Annotated in this window: 21 protein-coding genes; 16 read left to right on the top strand and 5 right to left on the bottom strand. The window is 75.4% G+C overall.

Going from position 1 to position 20782, the window contains the following annotated elements:
• Window positions 1-36 precede the first annotated feature (36 nt).
• Window positions 37-684: a DUF2567 domain-containing protein gene (locus tag ABD644_RS12550; RefSeq protein WP_344689234.1), complete on the top strand. Its 648-nt coding sequence runs from the start codon at window positions 37-39 to the stop codon at window positions 682-684.
• Here ABD644_RS12550 and ABD644_RS12545 read toward each other — a convergent pair.
• Window positions 681-1511 (bottom strand): LON peptidase substrate-binding domain-containing protein, encoded by an 831-nt coding sequence (locus tag ABD644_RS12545; RefSeq protein ID WP_344689233.1) that lies wholly within the window; start codon window positions 1509-1511, stop codon window positions 681-683. The two genes, ABD644_RS12550 and ABD644_RS12545, sit on opposite strands and share 4 nt — an antisense overlap.
• A 77-nt stretch (window positions 1512-1588) precedes the next feature.
• On the opposite strand from ABD644_RS12545, the gene hisD reads away from it, so the two are divergent.
• The 6 genes from hisD to ABD644_RS12515 all read left to right on the top strand — a co-directional run bounded on the left by hisD (window position 1589) and on the right by ABD644_RS12515 (window position 8080).
• Complete coding sequence (gene hisD, locus ABD644_RS12540; RefSeq protein ID WP_344689232.1) at window positions 1589-2905, top strand: histidinol dehydrogenase; 1317 nt, start codon at window positions 1589-1591, stop codon at window positions 2903-2905.
• Window positions 2905-4026 carry a histidinol-phosphate transaminase gene (locus tag ABD644_RS12535; protein ID WP_344689231.1) on the top strand — a complete coding sequence of 374 codons (1122 nt, stop codon included), beginning with the start codon at window positions 2905-2907 and terminating at the stop codon, window positions 4024-4026. Before hisD ends, ABD644_RS12535 begins: the two co-directional genes overlap by 1 nt.
• A gap of 78 nt (window positions 4027-4104) precedes the next feature.
• Window positions 4105-4701 carry an imidazoleglycerol-phosphate dehydratase HisB gene (gene hisB / locus ABD644_RS12530; protein WP_344689230.1) on the top strand — a complete coding sequence of 199 codons (597 nt, stop codon included), beginning with the start codon at window positions 4105-4107 and terminating at the stop codon, window positions 4699-4701.
• A gap of 26 nt (window positions 4702-4727) precedes the next feature.
• The gene (locus tag ABD644_RS12525) at window positions 4728-4904 is read left to right on the top strand and encodes a hypothetical protein (RefSeq protein ID WP_344689229.1); all 177 of its coding nucleotides are present in this window, start codon (window positions 4728-4730) and stop codon (window positions 4902-4904) included.
• 52 nt (window positions 4905-4956) lie between these two features.
• Window positions 4957-5595 (top strand): imidazole glycerol phosphate synthase subunit HisH, encoded by a 639-nt coding sequence (gene hisH / locus ABD644_RS12520; protein WP_344689228.1) that lies wholly within the window; start codon window positions 4957-4959, stop codon window positions 5593-5595.
• A 154-nt stretch (window positions 5596-5749) separates the two neighbouring features.
• Window positions 5750-8080, top strand: a complete 2331-nt coding sequence (locus ABD644_RS12515; RefSeq protein WP_344689227.1) for a M28 family peptidase — start codon at window positions 5750-5752, stop codon at window positions 8078-8080.
• Between the two features lie 4 nt (window positions 8081-8084).
• Here ABD644_RS12515 and ABD644_RS12510 read toward each other — a convergent pair whose 3' ends face one another.
• Complete coding sequence (locus tag ABD644_RS12510; protein WP_344689225.1) at window positions 8085-9149, bottom strand: molybdopterin-dependent oxidoreductase; 1065 nt, start codon at window positions 9147-9149, stop codon at window positions 8085-8087.
• 159 nt (window positions 9150-9308) lie between these two features.
• Here ABD644_RS12510 and ABD644_RS12505 point away from each other — a divergent pair, with 159 nt between their 5' ends.
• On the top strand, window positions 9309-9923 hold the full coding sequence (locus ABD644_RS12505; protein ID WP_344689223.1) for a hypothetical protein: 615 nt from the start codon (window positions 9309-9311) through the stop codon (window positions 9921-9923).
• 7 nt (window positions 9924-9930) lie between these two features.
• On the opposite strand, the gene ABD644_RS12500 is transcribed toward ABD644_RS12505, so the two are convergent.
• Entirely contained in the window at window positions 9931-10692 is a 762-nt protein-coding gene (locus ABD644_RS12500; protein ID WP_344689222.1) for an SDR family NAD(P)-dependent oxidoreductase, read from the bottom strand.
• Window positions 10679-11278, bottom strand: coding sequence for a nitroreductase family protein (locus ABD644_RS12495; RefSeq protein WP_344689221.1), 600 nt, complete (start codon window positions 11276-11278; stop codon window positions 10679-10681). The genes ABD644_RS12500 and ABD644_RS12495 overlap by 14 nt, the downstream gene beginning before the upstream one ends.
• Before the next feature lie 62 nt (window positions 11279-11340).
• Between ABD644_RS12495 and priA the strand changes: the two genes are divergently transcribed.
• The 3 genes from priA to hisF all read left to right on the top strand — a co-directional run bounded on the left by priA (window position 11341) and on the right by hisF (window position 13335).
• Window positions 11341-12072, top strand: coding sequence for a bifunctional 1-(5-phosphoribosyl)-5-((5-phosphoribosylamino)methylideneamino)imidazole-4-carboxamide isomerase/phosphoribosylanthranilate isomerase PriA (priA, locus tag ABD644_RS12490; RefSeq protein WP_344689220.1), 732 nt, complete (start codon window positions 11341-11343; stop codon window positions 12070-12072).
• Window positions 12073-12148: 76 nt separating this feature from the next.
• Complete coding sequence (locus ABD644_RS12485) at window positions 12149-12541, top strand: RidA family protein (protein ID WP_344689219.1); 393 nt, start codon at window positions 12149-12151, stop codon at window positions 12539-12541.
• Window positions 12538-13335, top strand: a complete 798-nt coding sequence (hisF, locus tag ABD644_RS12480) for an imidazole glycerol phosphate synthase subunit HisF (RefSeq protein WP_344689218.1) — start codon at window positions 12538-12540, stop codon at window positions 13333-13335. The genes ABD644_RS12485 and hisF overlap by 4 nt, the downstream gene beginning before the upstream one ends.
• Here hisF and ABD644_RS12475 read toward each other — a convergent pair.
• A complete protein-coding gene (locus ABD644_RS12475) occupies window positions 13332-13943 on the bottom strand; it encodes a TIGR03085 family metal-binding protein (protein WP_344689217.1) in 612 nt (203 codons plus the stop codon). The genes hisF and ABD644_RS12475 overlap by 4 nt on opposite strands.
• Before the next feature lie 127 nt (window positions 13944-14070).
• On the opposite strand from ABD644_RS12475, the gene ABD644_RS12470 reads away from it, so the two are divergent.
• From ABD644_RS12470 to ABD644_RS12450, 5 genes are all read left to right on the top strand, one after another.
• Window positions 14071-15849 (top strand): ABC transporter ATP-binding protein, encoded by a 1779-nt coding sequence (locus tag ABD644_RS12470; RefSeq protein WP_344689216.1) that lies wholly within the window; start codon window positions 14071-14073, stop codon window positions 15847-15849.
• Window positions 15846-17723: an ABC transporter ATP-binding protein gene (locus ABD644_RS12465; protein WP_344689215.1), complete on the top strand. Its 1878-nt coding sequence runs from the start codon at window positions 15846-15848 to the stop codon at window positions 17721-17723. Before ABD644_RS12470 ends, ABD644_RS12465 begins: the two co-directional genes overlap by 4 nt.
• A gap of 162 nt (window positions 17724-17885) precedes the next feature.
• Window positions 17886-18464, top strand: a complete 579-nt coding sequence (locus ABD644_RS12460; RefSeq protein ID WP_344689214.1) for a hypothetical protein — start codon at window positions 17886-17888, stop codon at window positions 18462-18464.
• A gap of 29 nt (window positions 18465-18493) precedes the next feature.
• On the top strand, window positions 18494-18985 hold the full coding sequence (locus ABD644_RS12455) for a hypothetical protein (RefSeq protein WP_344689213.1): 492 nt from the start codon (window positions 18494-18496) through the stop codon (window positions 18983-18985).
• Window positions 18986-18995: 10 nt separating this feature from the next.
• Window positions 18996-20657 (top strand): FAD-binding dehydrogenase, encoded by a 1662-nt coding sequence (locus ABD644_RS12450; RefSeq protein ID WP_344689212.1) that lies wholly within the window; start codon window positions 18996-18998, stop codon window positions 20655-20657.
• The last annotated feature ends 125 nt before the right edge of the window (window positions 20658-20782 follow it).

The raw sequence follows: 20782 nt of genomic DNA, 5'->3' as shown, positions 1-20782 counted from the left end.
CGGCACGGCGGGAACGCGACGGGGTTCACTGTGTCCGTGAACCAGCACTCCGGCCCCGGCGCTTCCGCGTACTGGCAGGGCAGGCGAGAACTCCGGGCGGACCTGCGCAGTTCCGCGTGGCTGGTGCTGTCGCTGACGCTCGCCGGCCTGCCCGCCGGCGTCCTCTGGTGGTTGCTCGCCCCGCGGGCCGACTTCCGGATCACCGCCGACGGGCCCGTCGCCCTCGGCGAGCCCAGCGAGGAACTCCTCGTCGCCGACGACGTGGTGTTCGTCCTGGTCCTCGCGGGGCTCGGTCTCGTCGTGGGCGCGGCCGCCTGGCGGCTGCGCCGCCGCCGCGGGGTCGCCACGCTGGCCGCGCTGGCCGTCGGCACGGCGCTCACCGGCGCCGTGGCCTGGCAGGTGGGCGAGCTGCTCGGCGCCGGGCCGACGGAGGCCGAGCTGACCGCGGTCGGCGGTGTGGTCACGACGTCCCTGACGCTCGGCTCGCTCCCCGCGCTGGCGATCGCCCCGTTCGCCGCGGTGCTCGCCTACGTGGTCGCCGTCCTCTACGTCGCCGACGACGGGCTGGGGCGCGAGCACCCCGCCGGGCCCGTCCCGGCGCCCGGCGATCCGGCGACGGCCGGCGAGCGGGCGCTCGTCGAGGTGCCCCCGCAGGCGCAGCCCGACTCCGACGGCCGCCCTTAGTTGACAGTCATCGGCGTCGCGAACTCGTGCAGCGGCACGGGGACGGCGCCGAGTTCCTGCAGCAGGGTCAGCTCCCGCCGCAGCAGCCGCGACTCCATGGCCAGCCGGCGCCGGGTCGCCGACTCCGCGAGCAGCGACTGCCGGTCCTCGGTCGTCAGCAGCGAGACCGAGGCGACCAGCCAAGACAGGGCGGCAGGGTCGTCGGCCGCGCGGAGGAGCACCGCGGCCTCCGCGCTCTCGCCTGCGGCTGCCACGTCGACCGGGTCGCCGCCTCGTCCGGCACCGAGGTTGGCGACCTCGGTCACGTACCGGGTGAACAGCCCGCGCACGCCCCGGACCAGCACGTCCATGGAGCCCCGGGCCACCGAGGCGACGATCTCGTCGAGCCCCTCGGTCCCTCCCGGGACGCCGGCCGGCGGCTGGATGCCCTCGGCGTCGCCGGCGGCCTCCTCGGCCGCCTCCTCCTCGGCCAGCCACTCGACCTCGGCCTGGAGATAGGGCGGGTCCTCGCCGACGACGACGTCGAGGATCCGGAAGCGGTCGCCGCCGACGGTCACGATCCCGAACCCGCCGTCGGGCTGCGCGACGACCCGCTGCAGGCGCGCGGTGCAGCCGATGTCGTAGAGCGCGGCCGCGGGCGCGATCTTCTCCACCTCCCAGCCCTGCCGGATGGCGACGACGCCGAAGAACCGGCGGTCCCCCTCCTCGGGGTGGGCCTGCAGGTCGTGCATGAGCCTGCGGTACCGCGGCTCGAAGATCTGCAGCGGCAGGACGACGCCGGGGAACAGGGGCGTCCCGAGCGGGAACAACGGGATGAGCTCGCCCATCTGCGGAAGCCTACGGGCGGGGGGCCACGCGCCGCTGGCTACCCTGGAGACTCCCGACCTGTCCCCGGAGGTGGCCTGTGCTCGCCCGCATCGACCTGCGCGGAAGCGCGCTGCCCGGCCCGCGGGAGCTCGCCGGTCTCCTGCCCAGGGCCGGCACCGACATCGACTCGGTGATGGCGACCGTCCGTCCACTGTGCGAGGACGTCCGCATCCGGGGCGCGCAAGCGGTCCGCGAGATCACCGCCCGGCTCGATGGTGTCGACGCCGAGGACTTCGCCGTGCCGCAGGAGGCGCTCGACCGCGCCCTGGTCGAGTGCGACCCGGCGCTGCGTGCCGCGCTGGAGGAGGCGATCCTCCGGGTGCGGGCCGTCCACGGCGACCAGCGGCGCACCGACGTCACCACCCAGGTGGCGCCGGGCGGAACGGTCACCGAGCGCTGGCTGCCGGTCCGCCGGGTCGGCCTCTACGTGCCCGGTGGCCTCGCCCCGCTGCTGTCCAGCGTGGTCATGAACGTGGTGCCGGCCCAGATCGCCGGCGTCGAGTCGATCGCCGTCGCCTCTCCGCCGCAGCGCGACCACGGGGGCCTCCCCGACCCGGGCGTGCTCGCGGCCTGCGCGCTGCTCGGGGTCACCGAGGTCTACGCGGTCGGCGGGGCCCAGGCGATCGCCGTCTTCGGCTACGGCGCCGGGTCCTGCGAGCCGGTCGACATGGTCACCGGGCCGGGCAACGTCTACGTGACGGCGGCCAAGCGGCTGCTGCGCGGCCTGATCGGCATCGACTCCGAGGCCGGGCCGACCGAGGTCGCGATCCTCGCCGACGACACCGCCGACCCCGCGCACGTCGCCGCCGACCTGATCAGCCAGGCCGAGCACGACCCGCTGGCCGGCGCGGTGCTGGTCACCCCGAGCGAGGCCCTCGCCGACGCCGTCCTCGCGCTCGTCCCGGCCCAGGTCGCGGCCACCAAGCACTCCGACCGGATCACGATCGCCCTCGACGGCACGCAGTCGGGCATCGTGCTCGTCGACGACCTCGACGCCGGGCTGCGGGTCGTCGACGCCTACGCCGCCGAGCACCTGGAGATCCAGACGCGGGACGCGCACGCGGTCGCGATGCGGGTCCGCAACGCCGGCGCGATCTTCGTCGGCCCGTGGTCGCCGGTGTCGCTGGGCGACTACTGCGCCGGCTCCAACCACGTGCTGCCCACCGGCGGGTGCGCGCGGCACTCGAGCGGCCTGTCGGTGCAGTCGTTCCTGCGCGGGATCCACGTCGTCGAGTACGACGAGCAGGCCCTCGCCGACGTGGCCACGCACATCGACGCCCTCGCCGGCGCCGAGGACCTCCCGGCCCATGCGGCCGCCGTCCGGGTGCGCCAGTCCGGCCGGTCCAGCACCTGATGGCGACGCTCGACGAGCTCCCGCTGCGGCCGGAGCTGCGCGGGCGCACGCCCTATGGCGCCCCGCAGGTGCCGGCCACGCACCGGCTCAACACCAACGAGAACCCCTATCCGCTCCCGCCGGAGCTGCTGGGCGATCTCGCGAAGGCGCTGGAGCAGGCCGCGGTCACCCTTAACCGCTATCCCGACCGGGACGCCATCGAGCTGCGGACGGAGCTGGCGCGCTACCTGACCCGCACCACCGGGCAGCCGCTGGAGGCCCGCGAGGTGTGGGCGGCCAACGGGTCCAACGAGGTGCTGCAGGAGATCCTGCAGGCCTTCGGCGGGGCGGGCCGCAGCGCGCTGGGCTTCACGCCCTCGTACTCGATGCACCCGATCATCGCGGCGGGCACCGGCACGGGCTGGGCCGACGGGCACCGGCGGGACGACTTCACCATCGACGCCGCGGCGGCCGCCGCCCAGGTGCGCGCGCTGCGCCCCGACGTCGTCTTCGTCACCAGCCCGAACAACCCGACCGGCACCGCGGTCGCGCTTGAGACGATCCGGGCGATCTACGACGCCACCACCTACGACGACGGGGCGGGGGTGGTCGTCGTCGACGAGGCCTACGCCGAGTTCGCCCGCGCCGGCACGCCGTCGGCGCTGACCCTGCTGCCCGGGCGACCGCGGCTGATCGTGAGCCGCACGATGAGCAAGGCGTTCGGGATGGCGGGGCTGCGGCTGGGCTACCTGGCCGCCGACGCCGCCGTCGTCGACGCGCTGCAGCTGGTCCGGCTGCCCTACCACCTCAGCTCGCTGACCCAGGCCGCCGCGCTCACCGCGCTGGCGCACACCGACGCGCTGCTGGCCACCGTCGACGCGGTCAAGGCCCAGCGCGACCGGATCGTCGCGGCGCTGCCCGCGCTCGGGCTGACCAGCGTGCCCAGCGACGCGAACTTCGTGCTGTTCGGCCACTTCGCCGACGCGCACGCGGCCTGGCAGGCGCTGCTCGACCGGGGGGTCCTCGTCCGTGACGTCGGGCTGCCCGGCTGGCTCCGGGTGACCGCGGGGACGGCGGAGGAGACCACCGCCTTTCTCATGGCCTTGGCGGCTGTTCGAGCTGAGCTCGGTGACGCGCGCTGACGGCCGCACACCTGCTTCCGGCCACCACGTTGGGGGAGATCGCGCCGGACCACCGCGCCGCTCTGGGAGGATGACCGCATGAACCGCACCGCACGGGTCGAGCGCGCGACCAGCGAGACCAAGCTGGTCGTCGAGGTCGACCTCGACGGCACCGGGTCCAGCTCGATCAGCACGGGCGTGGGCTTCTACGACCACATGCTCACCGCACTGTCCAAGCACAGCGGCATCGACCTCACCGTCCAGGCCGACGGCGACCTGCACATCGACGCCCACCACACGGTGGAGGACGTCGCGATCGCGCTGGGCCAGGCCTTCGCCGAGGCCCTGGGCGACAAGAAGGGCATCACCCGCTACGGCGACGCGACCATCCCGATGGACGAGGTCCTCGTGCAGGCCGCGGTCGACCTGTCGGGCCGGCCGTACTTCGTGCACGCCGAGCCCGAGAACATGACCCCGATGATCGGGCCCGACTACCCGACGTCGCTCACCAAGCACGTGCTCGAGTCGTTCGCCTTCAACGCGCGGATCAGCCTGCACGTGCGGGTGCTCTACGCCGGCCGCGATGCCCACCACATCGTCGAGGGCCAGTTCAAGGCGCTGGCCCGGGCGCTGCGCACCGCCGTCGCGCTCGACCCCCGGGTGGGCGGCATCCCGTCCACCAAGGGCGCCCTGTAGCCCGTGACAGTGCTTCGGTTCCTCGCATGACGTTCCCCCTGCTGCTGCTCGTCCTGGGCGGGTTCCTGCTCGGCGGCGCCTGGAGCGTCTGGAAGCTCGACACCGACGAGCGGGCCCGGAGCACCGGCCAGACCGTCATCGCCGTCGCCCTGCTGGTCTGCGCCCTGCTGGCGACGGCCTCGGGCATCCTCCGGTTCTTCTGACGCGGCGGGAACACCCCGGGGGCCCGGACCGCTGCTCGGTAGCGTGGGACGCGTGAAGAAGGTCGTCATCCTCGACTACGGCTCGGGGAACCTCCGCTCGGCCGAGCGGGCCCTCGAGCGGGTCGGCGCCGACGTCACCGTCACCGCCGACCGGCAGGCAGCGCTCGACGCCGACGGCCTCGTCGTCCCCGGGGTGGGGGCCTTCGCCGCGTGCATGACCGGCCTCCGGGCGGTCGACGGGCCGCGGCTCATCGGCCGGCGGCTGGCCGGGGGGCGCCCGGTGCTCGGCATCTGCGTCGGCATGCAGATCCTCTTCGACCGCGGGGTCGAGCACGGCCACGACGCCGAGGGCTGCGGCGAGTGGCCCGGCGTCGTCGAGCGGCTGGAGGCCCCGGTGCTGCCGCACATGGGCTGGAACACCGTCGACGTCCCCGAGGGCAGCCGGTTGTTCGAGGGGCTCACCGACCAGCGCTTCTACTTCGTGCACTCCTACGGCGTCCGCGACTTCCCGCTCGGTGCCGACGGCCCCCCGAGCCCGCTCAAGCGGCCGCTCGTGACGTGGGCCGAGCACGGCGACCGGTTCGTCGCCGGCGTGGAGAACGGGGCGCTGTCGGCGACCCAGTTCCACCCGGAGAAGAGCGGCGACGCCGGCGCCCAGCTGCTGACCAACTGGCTACGAACGCTCGCCTGAGCGGGCCTGGGCCCGGCTGGGCCGCATCGTCGTCCCTCGCCCGGGCACTTCTCTGCGGGGAGTGCCCGCCTGGGGGACATCCATCCGCGCCGCGCTGGCCCGTGCGGTTCCGCGCCTCCCCGGGATGACCAAGATCGTCACCTAGGGTGCCCGCGTGCCGACTCCGCCGCGTCCGTTCCCGCGCCTCGCCGGCCTGCTCGTCGTCGTCCTGCTGCTCGGGCTGGCGGCGTGGAGCGTGCTCGCCCTGCGGCCGCCGTCCCCGGCGCCGGCCGACGCCCCGGCCGCGGAGTTCAGCGCCGCCCGCGCGTTCGAGCACGTGCAGCGGATCGCGGCGGAGACCCACGTTGCGGGCAGCGCGGCCGGGGGCCGGGTCGTCGACGACCTGGTCGAGACGCTGTCGGCGCTCGGCCTCGACACCCGCGTGCAGCGCGCGGTCGGTGCCTGGCAGTCCGAGCCGGGCTCGACCGAGATGGCGCGCGTCCGCAACGTCGTCGCCGTCCTGCCCGGGTCCGACCCGACGGGCCGCCTCTACCTGATGGCCCACCACGACTCGGTGGAGACCGGGCCGGGCGCCGCCGACGACGCGGCCGGGGTGTCGGCGCTGCTGGAGTCGGTCCGCGCGCTCACCGAGGGCCCGCAGCTGCGCAACGACGTCGTCGTCGTGCTCACCGACGCCGAGGAGGCCTGCCTCTGCGGCGCCGAGGCGTTCGCCGCCTCGCACCCGCTGGCCTCCGGCGGGGGAGTGGTGCTCAACTTCGAGGCCCGCGGCACGACCGGCCCGCCGATCATGTTCGAGACGTCGCTGGGCAACGCGGGGCTGGCCGGGGCCTTCGCCGACGCGGCGCCGCACAAGGTGGCCAGCAGCTTCGCCGTCGAGGTCTACCGGGCGCTCCCGAACGACACCGACTTCAGCGTGCTGCTCGCCGACGGCCGCTTCACCGGCCTGAACACCGCCTTCATCGACGGGGCGGCGGCGTACCACACCCCGCAGGACGTGCCGGACCGGCTGGACCGCGCCACCCTGCAGGCGATGGGGGACAACGCCCTGGCGATGGCCCGCGAGCTCGGCGACCGCGACCTCGCCGCCCTGGCCGTGCCGGGTGCCGAGGACGCCACCTACTTCCCGGTTCTCGACCAGCTGGTGCGCTACCCGGGCAGCTGGGTGTGGCCGCTCGCGGCCGGAGCCGGGGTGCTCGTGCTGCTGGTCGTGTGGGTGGTCGCCCGGCGGGGGGAGAGCCCGCTGCGCTGGACGCTGGCCGGCACCCTGCTGGCGGCGGTCCCGCTGGTCGGCGGGCCGCTGGCCGTGCAGGGGCTGTGGTGGGGACTCGTCGCGGTGCGCTCCGACTACGGATCGATGCTCGACCACTGGCGGCCCGGGCCGTACCGGTTGGCCGCGGTGGCGCTGGTCGCCGCCGTGACGCTGCTCTGGTACGCCGTGCTGCGCCGGCGGATCGGCCCGACGTCGCTGGCCGTCGGCGGCCTCGTCTGGCTCGCCGTCCTCGCCGGGGTGCTGGCGGCGTACGCGCCGGGCGGCTCCTACCTCGCGGTGTGGCCGGCGCTCGCCGGGGCCCTGGTGGTGCTGGTCTGCGCGCTGACGGCGAACCGGGTCGTGCGGGCCGTCCTCGCCCTGGCCGCGGGTGCGGTGGCCGTCGTGGTCCTGGCGCCGACCGTGTCGCTGTTCTTCCCGGCGCTCGGGCTGTCCTCCGGCGCCGCGCCGGCGTTCGTCGCCGCGATGCTGACCGTCGCCCTGCTGCCCGCCTTCGAGCTGTTGTTCCCCGACCCCGACGCGGTGCCGACCGCGGGCTCGCGGACAACGGCGGCGGCCGTGCCGGTCGTCGCCCTCGTCACCGCGGGGGCCTGCGCCGTCGCGGGGCTGCTCGTCGACACCTTCGACGCGAAGCACCCGGTGCCCAGCCAGCTGGTGTACGTGCTCGACGCCGACGGGGGGCAGGCGTGGTGGGCGAGCACGGAGCACGAGCCGGGGGAGTACACCTCCCGCTACGTCGACGAGGACTCCTCCTTCGGCGGCTGGCCCTACCTCGACGGCTCCGACGTCGTCGCCGGCCCGGCCGTGCCCGCCGACCTGCCGGCCCCGGAGGTCGAGGTCGTCTCCGACGCCGTCGTCGGCGAGCGACGCGAGGTCACCGTGCGGGTGACGCCGCAGCGGTCTGCCGTGCGGCTGCTGTCGCTGGAGCTGGCCGTGGACGGGGGGACGGTGGAGCGCGCCCGGGCCGGGGGGCGCGCTGTGCCGGACGCGGCACTGGGCGGGAGCTTCCTGCGGATCACGTTCCACGCCCCGCCGCCCGACGGCCTCCAGGCGACTTTCTCCGTCGCCGGCGACGGGACGGCATCTCTGCGAGTGGTCGACGGCAGCGACGGGCTCGACGGTCTGCCCGGCTTCGAGCCGCGACCCGACGGCGTCGACGCGGCCGGCTCGCACAGCTCCGACCTGGTGCTGGTCGGCTCGACCACCGAGCTGGGCTGATCGGCTACTGCAGCGGGAACGGCGACTGCAGCCACCAGGGCGCGTCGACGACCTCCACGCGGCTGACCCACTTCACCCACCAGAAGCCGCGCCGTCCGGGGGCGACCAGGCGGACGGGCGCGCCGTGCCCGGGGGAGAGGGGCTCGCCGGCGGCGGAGACGGCCAGCAGCAGCGCACCGGCGTCGCGCAGCGGGAGCCGCCGGCGGAAGCCGGTCACCGACACCACGTCCACGCTGCCGCCCTCGGGCAGGCGATCGCCGACGACGTCGGCCAGCAGGCGGTCCAGCCGCACCCCGCCCCAGTCCTGCTCGGCGTACCAGCCGCCGGTGCAGTCGAGCACGGCGCGCACGCGGTCCCCCCGGTCGAGGTCGGCGACCGGGACGCGGACCCGCCGGCCGCCGGCGACGACGGCGAGCGTGCCCGCCCGCTCCTCGGGCACGGTGTCGCCGATCCACTGGGTGACCGGCATCGCGCTCGGGTCGTCGGTGCCCCGCTCGTGCGACCCTGTGCCGCGCCGGTCGGCGCCGGGCGCCCCGGTCACCCGGAGCAGGCCCTCGCTGCCGACCCACAGCGCCGCGGCGCCGGCACCGAGCGCCCCGGCCCGCAGCAGCGAGCGCCGCGAGAGATCGGTCGCGCGGGGCCGCTGCCGCGCGCCCCAGACGTGGATCACCAGCAGCGCGAGGACGATGATCGCGCCGGCGACGTGCACCTGCAGGGCGGCCACTCCGCCGACCGCGGGCCACGGCCCGGTGACGCCGACGGCATGCAGCACACCGGTGACGACGGTGAGGACGACGAGCACCCCGAGACCCACGGCCGCGGTCGGGTCGCGCCGCCCGATCTGCCGCCGTCGTGACCGGCGGACGACGACCGTCTTCCACGGCACGAGCAGGAGCAGGCCGAGACCGGCTGCTCCGTGCACCGCGACGACCACGGCGGACGCCCCGGACGTCCCGACCCCGTAGGCGAGCACGCCCGTGCCGCCGGCCACCAGCAGCAGGGCGAGCAGGCCGAGATTGGTCCGCCGCCCCGCGCGGCGGGGCAGCCGCAGCGGGACACGGCCGGTCACGCCGCCAGTCTGCGCCCCGCCCGGCGGTGCAGGGCGGCTCGGCGTCCGGGGCCTCGGGTGAGGTCGCTGCCGTTCCGGAAAACCAGCCACGGCGCGCCCGGAGCCCTACCCTGGTGCCACGGGCGCCCCCTTCCGCGCCCAGCGCCGTCGGAGGCCCCGATGCTCGAGCGCCAGCGCACCGTTCCCGGGACACCGCCGCCGCGCGGCGCCGCCGACGACGAGCCGACCATCCTGGGCTTCCCCGCCGAGATCGAGTCCGACGAGGACGACGACGAGACCGACCCGGGCGTCGCGCTCGTGGTCCTGCGCCGCCCCGACCGGATCGCCGGCGCGGCGCTGGTCCTCGCGGGCGTCGCATCGGCCGCCAGCCTGACGGTGCCCTGGGTGCGAGGGGAGCGCGAGCGGGGCCTGTCGCTGTTCCGGCGGGGCCTGGAGGTCGTCGACTCCGGGCTGGGCGAGTTCCTGCGCTCGGGGCTGTGGCAGCCGGTCGCGGTCGTGCTGGGCGGCGGGGTCATGCTGGTCCTGGGGTTGCTGCTGTTCCTGCCCGCGCACACCCACCGGCTGCTCGGCGTCCTGGCGCTGGTCGCCGCGCTGACCGCGACCGCCGCCGTCCTGACCCTGCTCGCCGGCGCCGACTGGAGCACCGGGCAGTTCGATCTCGGCACGTGGGTCGCGATCGCCGTGGCGGCGCTCGGGGTGCTCGGCGCGCTGAAGGCGATGCTGAGCCTGCCGCGCGTGACGACCCCACCGCGCGTGGCCACTCCGCCCCGCTGACCGGGCGTCAGCTGCGCAGGTAGGACGCGCCGTTGACGTCGACGATGGTGCCGCTGGAGAAGCGGGCCTCGGGGGAGGCCAGCCAGACGACGGCGGAGGCGACCTCCTCGGGACGGGCGACCCGGCCGAACGGTGACTGCGCGCGCACTGCGTCCCCGCCCGGCCCGTCGAGAACCTCGCGGGCCATCTCGGTCTGCACGAACCCCGGCGCCACGGCGCTGACCGAGATGCCCTGCGGTGCCAGGGCCAGCGCCATCGACTGCGCGAACGCGTTGAGCCCGGCCTTCGAGGCTCCGTAGGCGGGATTGTTCGGCTCACCGCGGAAGGCCCCGCGGCTGGTCACGTTCACCACCGCGCCGCCGCCTGCAGCGATCAGGTGCGGCACGGCCCGGAAGGTCGCGTTGGCCGCGCCCACGAGGTTCACCGCCAGCGTCCGCGACCAGGCCGCCTGCCAGTCCTCGTACGAGGTGGACAGCGGCGGGTGGGCGGTGAAGATCCCGGCGTTGTTCACCAGCACGTCGAGCCCACCGAGATCCCAGGCCGCCCGGTCGACCATCTCGCCCACGGCCTGCGCGTCGGACATGTCGGCCTGCACGAGCACGTGGCCGGCGCCCGGGAGCTCGTCGCGCACCCGCCGGGCCAGGTCGGCAGAGCTGCCCCAGTGGACGGCGACCCGGTCGCCCCGCTCGGCGAACGCGTGCGCGATCGCCCGGCCGATCCCGCGCGAGCCTCCGGTGACCAGTACGGCCCGTCCCTCACCAGCTGCCACGGTGCACGACCTCCTCGACGGGGCGCCGACCACGGCGCAGCGACGGGGAGCGACGGTCGTCGTCCCCGGGGTAGCCGACCGACACGCACCCGACCGGGTGGTACTCGCCCGGTACGCCGAAGGCGGCCCGGAACGCGTCCACCCGCTCGGGCGGAACGCCGAAGAAGCAGGCGCCCAGCCCCTCGTCCACGGCGGTGAGCAGCATCAGCAGGGCGGCCATGCCGGCGTCGACGTCCCAGTACGGCACCGGCCAGCGGGCCTCGTCGCGGTCGGTCCAGCCCTTGTCCGGCTCGGCGTAGCGGTCGAGGTAGGCGGCCTTGTTCGACAGCGGCACGATCAGCAGCGGCGCCCGCCGCATCCGGGTGAGCCAGCCGTCGGGGGCGCCGCCGGTGCTGGTCGCCGTCCAGAAGCGGTCGCGCTCCTCGGGCGACTCGAGCACCAGGAAGGCCCAGCCCTGGCTGAACCCGGCGGACGGCGCCCGCATCGCGTGCTCGAGCAGTCGCTCGCGCACCTCGGCCGGCACGGGCCGTCCCGGGTCGTAGTCACGGACCATCCGGCGCCGGCGCACCACCTCGGCGAACTTCATGGCCCAGAGCCTGCCCGAGGGCTACCGGCGTCCACCGGCCGGGCGCTCCTAGGCTGTCGCTCGTGCCCACGCTGCAGCTGCTCCCCGCCGTCGATGTCGCCGACGGCCAGGCCGTCCGCCTCGTGCAGGGGGAGGCCGGCAGCGAGACGTCCTACGGGGACCCGCTGGAGGCCGCGCTGGCGTGGCAGCGCGACGGCGCCGAGTGGGTGCACCTCGTCGACCTCGACGCCGCGTTCGGGCGCGGCAGCAACCGCGAGCTGCTGGCCCGGGTCGTCGGCGAGCTCGACGTCGACGTGGAGCTCTCCGGCGGCATCCGCGACGACGAGTCGCTGGCCGCGGCGCTGGCGACCGGCTGCCGCCGGGTGAACCTCGGCACCGCGGCGCTGGAATCCCCCGAGTGGTGTGCCCGCGCGATCGCCGAGCACGGCGACCGGATCGCCGTCGGCCTCGACGTGCGCGGCACCCGGCTCGCCGCCCGCGGCTGGACGCGCGAGGGCGGCGAGCTCTACGAGACGCTGGCCCGGCTCGACGCCGAGGGCTGCGCGCGCTACGTCGTCACCGACATCACCAAGGACGGCACCCTGCGCGGCCCCAACCTCGACCTGCTCCGGGAGGTCTGCGCCGCCACCGCCAAGCCGGTGATCGCCTCCGGCGGGGTCAGCTCGCTCGACGACGTCCGTGCCCTCGCCGGGCTCACCACGGTCGGGGTGGAGGGCGCGATCGTCGGCAAGGCGCTCTACGCGGGGGCGTTCACCCTGCCGGAGGCGCTGGCTGTCACCCAGGAGGTCTCGTGAGCGGACAGGGGCGTGAGCATCGCAGCGAGGAACGAGCGAGGAGCGGAGCGCCCCGCGGGAGTGAACGGGGGACATCGTGAGCGTCATCCGGCTCGGCTCCGGGTCGCCCTGGGAGGGCGTGGTCGGCTACAGCCGCGTCGTCGTCCGCGGCGACACGGCCTGGGTGAGCGGCACGACGGCGACCGTCGACGGGGTCGTCGTCCACCCCGGCGACGCGGCGGCGCAGACCCGGCAGGCGTTGGCGAACATCGCGGCCGCGCTGGAACGGTCGGGCTTCACGTTGCACGACGTCGTCCGCACCCGGATGTTCGTGACCGACATCTCGCGCTGGGAGGAGATCGGCCGGGCGCACGGCGAGGTCTTCGGGGAGATCCGCCCGGCGACGTCGATGGTGCAGGTGGCCGCGCTCATCGACCCGGCGATGCTGGTGGAGGTCGAGGCCGACGCGGTCCGGGGGACGACCGCGTGAGTCTCGCTGTGCGCGTCATCCCGTGCCTCGACGTCGACGCCGGCCGGGTCGTGAAGGGCGTGAACTTCGTCGACCTGCGCGACGCGGGCGACCCGGTCGAGATGGCCCGGGTCTACGACGCCGAGGGCGCCGACGAGCTGACCTTCCTCGACATCACGGCGAGTTCCGGTGACCGTGCCACCACCTACGACGTGGTCAGCCGGACCGCCGAGAGCGTGTTCATCCCGCTCACCGTCGGCGGGGGAGTGCGCAGCGTCGGCGACGTCGACCAGCTGCTGCGCGCCGGGGCGGACAAGGTCGCGGTCAACACCGCCGCGGTGGCCCGGCCGGAGCTGATCGCCGAGATCGCCGACCGCTTCGGCAACCAGGTCCTGGTGCTGTCCCTCGACGCGCGTCGCTGCCAGGACGGGGCGGCCACCGACTCCGGCTTCGAGATCACCACGCACGGTGGCCGCCGAGGCACCGGACAGGACGCCATCGAGTGGGTGGTCCGGGCCGCCGAGCTCGGGGCGGGGGAGATCCTGCTCAACTCGATGGACGCCGACGGCACGCGGGCCGGCTTCGACACCGAGCTGATCCGCGCCGCGCGTCGGGAGGTGAGCGTGCCGCTGATCGCCAGCGGGGGCGCGGGGGAGGCCGGCCACTTCCCGCCCGCGGTCGACGCGGGCGCCGACGCGGTGCTCGCGGCCAGCGTCTTCCACTTCGGGATCCTGCGGATCGGTGAGGTGAAGGACGCCCTTGCGGCGGCCGGCTACCCGGTGCGCCGCGAGGCCGACCACCCCCTCGCGGGCTAGGAGACCTCGACCCGGGCGACGTCGCGGCGGCCGGCGGCCCAGAGCAGCAGCTCCATCGGCTCGCCCTCGACGACGCGGCCGGCCGCGCCGATCCGTCGTTCGACCCCCGGCGCGTCGGAGCGGCGCAGCACCAGGCCGCGGCGTCCCGCCCCGCGGCGGGCGTAGAGACCGGCGTGCGACCAGAGCGCGTCCTGGTCGGCGCGCGACAGCTCGCGGGGCGCCCAGTCGGGCTGGGCGCGGCGCACGTCCTCGTGGTGGATCGCGAACTCGGTGACGTTGAGCGCCTCCGCGATCGGGGGCCAGCCCATGGGCAGCCACGGCCGCGGTCCGTTCCGGACGCGCGCCACGACGTCGCTGTACGGGGTCGACGTGCGCAGCCGGTCCTCGGCCCGGTGCGTCCAGGCCACGAAGGGGCCACCGATGCCGGCGCCCTCGAGGCCGTACCCGGCCAGCGCGTCGGGCCGGTTGTCGCGGACGACGAGATGCGCGGCGAGGTGGGCGGTGGTCCACCCCGCGCAGCACGTCGGCGCGTCGGGGCCGAGCTCCTCCATGAGGTCGGCCAGCGCCGCGCGCTCACGGACGGCGAACGACGGGGAAGAAGGGCTCATCGCCGGAGGTTACCCACGAGACCCGCCGGTCCGCCGACCTCCGTTAGCAGCCCTAACGATCGCGTAGCATCGGCACTCCGCGATCCGATCCATCGAGCCCTTTCCCACCGCCCGCCCGAGGAGCCCTGTGACCCGCCGCCGAGACGCCGTCGTGCGGCGCGGTCTCCGTCACGTCGGCCGGGCCATCCGCGAGCAGCGCGGCATGTTCACCCTCGCCGTGCTCGGCAGCAGCCTCTACGGCGGGATGACGGTCGCCAGCGCCTACGTCATCGGTGAGATCACCGACCGCGTGCTCCTGCCCTCGTTCGAGACGGGCGCCACGACGGCAGGGGCGCTCGGGCTCGCCGCGGTGGCGATCATCGGCGTCGCCGTCCTCAAGATCCTCGGCATCCTCGGCCGGCGGCTGTTCGCGGGGATCATGAGCTACCGGCTGCAGGCGGACTACCGGCGCCGGGTCACCCGGCAGTACCTGCGCCTGCCGCTGTCGTGGCACCAGCGGCACCCGACCGGCCAGCTGCTGTCCAACGCCAACTCCGACGTCGAGGCGGCCTGGTTCTTCGTCGCGCCGCTGCCCTTCGCGGTCGGGGCCCTGGTGATGATCGCGATCACCGCGGTCGCGCTCGTCCTGACCGATCCGCTGCTCGCGCTCGTCGGGCTGGTCGTGTTCCCGCTCGTGTTCGGCGCCAACGTCGTCTACTCGCAGGTGATGAGCCCGCGGATGCAGCTGGCCCAGCAGCTGCGGGCCGAGGTCAGCGAGATCGCGCACGAGAGCTTCGACGCGGCGCTCGTGGTCAAGACCCTGGGCCGGGAGGCCGCCGAGACCGAGCGCTTCGCCGACCGCGCCGAGGACCTGCGCGACGGGCTGATCGCGGTCGGCCGGGTGCGCGGGCTGTTCGACCCGCTCATGGAGGCGCTGCCCAGCCTGGGCACCCTGGCCGTCCTGCTGATCGGCGCCGCGCGGGTCGCCGACGGCGGCACCGACGCCGGTGACCTCGTCTCGGTCGCCTACCTGTTCACCCTGCTGGCGCTGCCGATCCGCGCCATCGGCTGGGTCCTGGCCGACCTGCCCCGCGCGCTGGCCGGGTTCGACCGGGTCACCCCGGTCCTCGACGCCACCGGCGAGACGCCGTACGGGCCCGACGCCGCGGTCCCGGGCGTCGGCGGCGCCGGGCTGGGCGTGCGGGCGGTGGACTTCGCGTTCGAGGGCACGTCGCGGCCGACCCTGCGCGGCGTGACCTTCGACGTCGTGGCCGGGTCGACCGTGGCACTGGTGGGCCCCACCGGGTCGGGGAAGTCGACCCTCGCCGGGCTGCTCGTGCGTCTCGTCGACCCCGCCGACGGCGCGGTGCTGCTCGACGGCATCGACCTGCGCCGGCTGCGCGAGGGCGAGGTGAGCGGCCAGGCGGCGTTCGTCGCCCAGGGAACCTTCCTCTTCGACGACACCGTGCGCGGCAACATCACCCTCGGCGGCGAGTTCTCCGACGACGAGGTGTGGGCGGCGCTGCGCGTGGCCGCCGCCGACGACTTCGTCGCCGCGCTGCCCGAGGCCCTCGACACCCGCGTCGGCGAGCGCGGGGCGACCCTCTCCGGGGGGCAGCGACAGCGGCTGGCCCTGGCCCGGGCCGTCGTCCGCCGGCCCCGGCTGCTGGTCCTCGACGACGCCACCAGCGCGGTCGACCCCGCCGTGGAGGCGCGGATCCTCGACGCGCTGCGCGACGGGGACGCGCCGTCGACGGTCGTGGTCGTGGCCTACCGCCAGGCCACCATCGCGCTGGCCGACGAGGTGGTGTGGCTGGAGAACGGCGAGGTGCTCGCCCGCGGCAGCCACGAGGAACTGCTCGCCGACGTGCCCGGGTACGCCGCCCTGGTGCGGGCGTACTCCCAGGCCGGCGAGGTGGCGGCATGACGCGGGCAGGCCTGCGCGGCGGCTCCGACGACGACGTCCTGCTGCCCGGCGACCGCCGCGACGAGGGCGCCCTGACCACCCTGCGCCGGGGCCTGCGGATGATGCCGGAGTTCCGCCGCGGGCTGCCGGCCACGTTCAGCCTCGCCCTGATCGCGACCGCGGGGCGGGTGGTGGTCCCGATCGCCGTCCAGCAGGTCATCGACCGCGGCCTGACCCGCCCCGGCGGCCCCGACATGGGCCTGGTCACCTGGCTCGTGCTGGCGTGCGCGGTCGTCGTGGTCATCACCGCCGTCGCCGTCTACCGGATGAACGTGCGGCTGTTCCGCACCACCGAGACGGCCCTGGCCGGCCTCCGCGTGCGCGCGTTCCGCCACGTGCACGACCTGTCGGTGCTGCACCAGCAGGGGCAGCGCCGCGGTTCCCTGGTCTCCCGGGTCACCAGCGACGTCGACCAGCTGTCGGTGTTCATGCAGTGGGGCGGCGTCCTCGGCCTGGTGAGCCTCGGTCAGCTCGTCGTCGCCACCGCCGTCATGGCCGTCTACTCCTGGCAGCTGACGCTGCTGGTGCTCGCCTGCTTCGTGCCGCTGGGCTTCGCCGTCCGGTGGTTCGCGAAGCGGCTGGCGCGGGTCTACGGCGTCGTCCGCGAGCGGGTGGGTGACGTGCTCGGCGCGGTCTCGGAGTCGGTGGTTGGGGCGTCGACGGTCCGCGCCTACGGCGTCGGCGACCGGACGGCGAACCGCATCGACGCCGCGATCGACCGCCACTACCGGGCGTCGGTGGACGCGCAGAAGACCACCGCGGCGGTGTTCGTCAGCGGCGAGTTCGTCGCGGCGCTGGCCAACGCGGCCGTCGTCGTGGTCGGCGTGCTCCTGGGCCTGGCCGGGGAGATCTCGGCCGGCACCCTGGTCGCGTTCCTCTTCCTGGTCACGCTCTTCGTCGCGCCGGTCCAGACCGCCAGCGAGGTGCTCAACGAGGCGCAGAACGCGGTCGCCGGCTTCCGGCGCGTGCTCGACGTGATCGATGCCGAGCCCGACGTCCGCGACCCGGCGATCAGCACGCCGGGGCGGGTCCACCGGCTGCCCGGCGGCCCGCTCGGCGTCCGCTTCGAGCACGTGACCTTCCGCTACTCGCCGGGCGCGCGGCCGGCGCTCGAGGACGTCGACCTGACCCTCGAACCCCGCCGTCGGGTGGCGATCGTGGGCGAGACCGGCTCCGGGAAGACGACGTTCGCCAAGCTCGTCACGCGGCTGATGGACCCGAGCGCGGGCCGGGTGCTGCTCGGGTCGGACGCCGCCGGGTGGGTGCCGCTTCCCGAGGTGGCCTTCGCCTCGCTGCGCGCGCAGGTCGTGATGGTTCCGCAGGACGGGTTCCTGTTCGATGCGACCGTCGCGGACAACGTGCGCTACGGCCGGCCCGGCATGACCGACGCCGAGATCGCCGAGGCGTTCGACCACCTGGGTCTGGCCGACTGGGTGGCTTCCCTCGAGGCCGGTGTGACCACCGCGGTGGGCCAGCGCGGCGAGAGCCTGTCGGCGGGGGAGCGGCAGCTGGTCGCCGTCGCCCGGGCCTACGTGGCCGACCCCGACCTGCTGGTCCTCGACGAGGCGACCAGCGCGGTCGACCCGGCGACCGAACGCCGGCTGACCCGCGCGCTGGACGCGCTGACCGACGGCCGGACGACGCTCACCATCGCCCACCGGCTGTCCACCGCGGAGCGGGCCGACGAGGTGCTCGTCGTCGACCGGGGGCGGGTCGCGCAGCGCGGTACGCACGCCGAGCTCGTCGACGTCGACGGTCCCTATGCCCGCCTGCACGCGTCGTGGCGGCGCTCCTCGGCCGGGGAGCCGGAGCCGGTCGGCGGCGCGCCGTCCTGACCCTCCGGAGGGCCGGAGTGACCCGCCGTGATGCCCGCAGGGGTTCCGCGCCCTCGACCCCGGCTCGCCGCCCCGACCTGCGCGGAAAAAGGGGCCTGCGGGCCCGATCCGCACGGCCACAGGCGTTCCGCACCGGGCCATGAGGCCCTAGCCTCCGGGAGCGTGCAGCCCACCACCCAGCAGCCCCGGCAGCAGCTGCTGCGCGAGCTCCCCGAGCCCCGGCTGCGCCCGCGCGCGGCGCCGTACACCGGGCCGTACTCGCAGGGCTACATGGGCCCCGACCGGCCCTTCCCCGAGCCGCGCCGCCGGGTGCCCGGCAGCCGGGGGCGGGTCCGGCCCATGCCGATCGCCGCGCTGGCCGCGGGGACCCTCGGGATCGCGGGGACGCTCCCCCTGGCGCTGCTGGTCGGAGCCGCCGTGGCACTCGGCGGGTTGTGGGGAGACACGGGGGTCGAGTGGTGGCTCTACCCGCTGCTGGCCGCCCCGCTGCTGCAGCTCTGGGGAGCGATCGAGCTGCTGATCGGCCGTAGCTGGTGGTTGCTGGTGGTCACCTGCCTCCCGGGTGCGGCGCTGCTGGCGTACCTGGTGGTCGAGCAGGTCGTCAACGACCAGGGCATGGGCTGGTACACCCCGGCGCTGGGCGCGCCGGTGCTCGCGATGCTGCTCGCCGGGCTGCCCGCGGTGCGGCGCTGGGTGGCGAGCCGCCGCCGGTTCGCGGCCGGCCAGCGCACCCGCGGCTGACGGCGGCACCCGCGTCCTAGGCTGCGCCCGTGCCCTCGTCCCGCGCCCGCGTGACCCCGCGCCGCTCGCCGCGGGCCGCCGGCCGGACGTCGCCGTCCCCGCGCGAGCGCCCGCTCGCCGTGCCCTTCGCGGTCGTGTTCGGGCTGCTCATGGCGGCCGAGGTGCTCTACCTCGGCTACCTGCTGTGGGAGCCCGACCCCTCCCTCGACTGGTACCTGGTCGTCCCGGTGCTGCTCGCGGCGGCCGCCGTGGCCGGGTCGCTGCTGGTCCTGGGCGGCCGTCCGCGCGCCTGGATGGTCCTGGCCGGTGCGGCCGTGCTCCCGCTGGTCGGGCTGCTGGTTCTCGTGTTCATCCTCGGGGCGCTCGGCGCCACCGCGGAGATGTGGTCGGCGGTGCTGCTCACCACCGGGCCGCTGGGCTGCCTGATCCTCGCCACCCGCCGCCCCGTCCGGGACTGGACCAGCCCCGGCCGGCCGACTCGCTCGCCCGGGGGACGGCGCACCCGAGGCGCCGACCGCTAGCGTCGGGACCGTGACCGTGACCGAGCAGACCGACGTCGTCGTCGTGGGGGCCGGCCTGGCCGGTCTGGTGGCCGCCGCCGAGCTGGCCGATGCCGGGAGGCGGGTGGTCCTGCTCGAGCAGGAGCCCGAGGCTTCCTTCGGCGGGCAGGCGTGGTGGTCGTTCGGCGGGCTGTTCCTCGTCGACTCCCCGGAGCAGCGCCGGCTGCGGGTGCACGACTCGCTGGAGCTCGCGCGTCAGGACTGGTTCGGCACCGCCGCCTTCGACCGCACCGAGGACCACTGGCCCCGGCAGTGGGCCGAGGCGTACCTGCAGTTCGCCGCGGGGGAGAAGCGCGCCTGGCTGAAGGAGCAGGGCGTCGGCTTCTTCCCGGTGGTCGGCTGGGCCGAGCGCGGCGGGTACACCGCGACGGGGCACGGGAACTCGGTGCCCCGCTTCCACATCGTGTGGGGCACCGGGCCGGGCCTGGTCGCGCCGTTCGCGCGGCGGGTCCGCGCCGCCGTCGACGCCGGACTGGTGGAGCTGCGCTTCCGGCACCGGGTCTCCGAGCTCGTGGTCAGCGGGGGAGCGGTGACGGGCGTGCGCGGCGCCGTCCTCGAGCCGAGCGACGCCGCCCGCGGGGAGGCCAGCTCGCGCACCGAGGTCGGCGACTTCGAGATCACCGCGCAGGCCGTCGTCGTCACCTCCGGCGGCATCGGCGGCAACCACGACCTGGTGCGCAAGAACTGGCCGGCCCGGCTGGGACCCGTCCCGCAGCGCCTCCTCTCCGGCGTGCCCGCGCACGTCGACGGCGCGATGCTGGAGGCCACCGAGGCCGCCGGCGCCAGTGTGGTCAACCGCGACCGCATGTGGCACTACACCGAGGGCATCACCAACCACACCCCGGTCTGGGCGCGCCACGGCATCCGGATCCTGCCCGGCCCCTCGTCCCTCTGGCTGGACGCGACCGGGCAGCGGCTGCCGGTGCCGCTGTTCCCCGGTTTCGACACGCTCGGCACGCTGGCCCACATCGGGACGACCGGCTACGAGCACACTTGGTTCGTCGCCACGCACAAGATCGTCGAGAAGGAGTTCGCGCTGTCGGGCTCCGAGCAGAACCCCGACCTCACCGGCAAGGACATGAAGCTCCTGCTGAACCGGGTGAAGGCCGGCGTCTCGGGTCCGGTCCAGGCGTTCCTGGACCGCGGGGAGGACTTCGTCGTGGCGACGACGCTGCCCGAGCTGGTGGCCGGGATGAACCGGATCACCGGCGGCACGCCCGAGCTGGACCTCGCGACGGTCGAGAACGAGGTCGTCGCCCGCGACCGGGAGATCGCCAACGCCTTCACCAAGGACATGCAGATCACCGCGCTCCGCGGCGCGCGCAACTACCTCGGCGACAAGCTGATCCGGGTCGCCTCGCCGCACCGGCTGCTCGACCCCGAGGCCGGACCGCTGATCGCCGTGCGGCTCAACCTGCTCACCCGCAAGACCCTGGGGGGCCTGGAGACCGACCTGTCCGGACGCGTGCTGCGCCCGGGCGGGGAGGTGTTCGCCGGGCTGTACGCCGCCGGCGAGGTGGCCGGTTTCGGGGGCGGCGGCATGCACGGGTACCGCTCCCTGGAGGGCACGTTCCTGGGCGGGTGCCTGTTCTCGGGACGGGTGGCTGGCCGCGCCGTGGCGGCGGCGCTGTGAGCGATCCGTGGGCGGATCCGAGCACGCCGACCGAGCACGGGGCGCCCTACGCGGGCCCTCCGACCACCACGCCGCCCGGCGCCGGCTGGGCCCCTCCGGGGTACGGAGCACCCGGGTACCCGCCG

Source organism: Blastococcus jejuensis (assembly GCF_039534705.1).
GTDB lineage: Bacteria > Actinomycetota > Actinomycetes > Mycobacteriales > Geodermatophilaceae > Blastococcus_B > Blastococcus_B jejuensis.
This window is presented reverse-complemented; position numbering and strand designations above follow the sequence as displayed.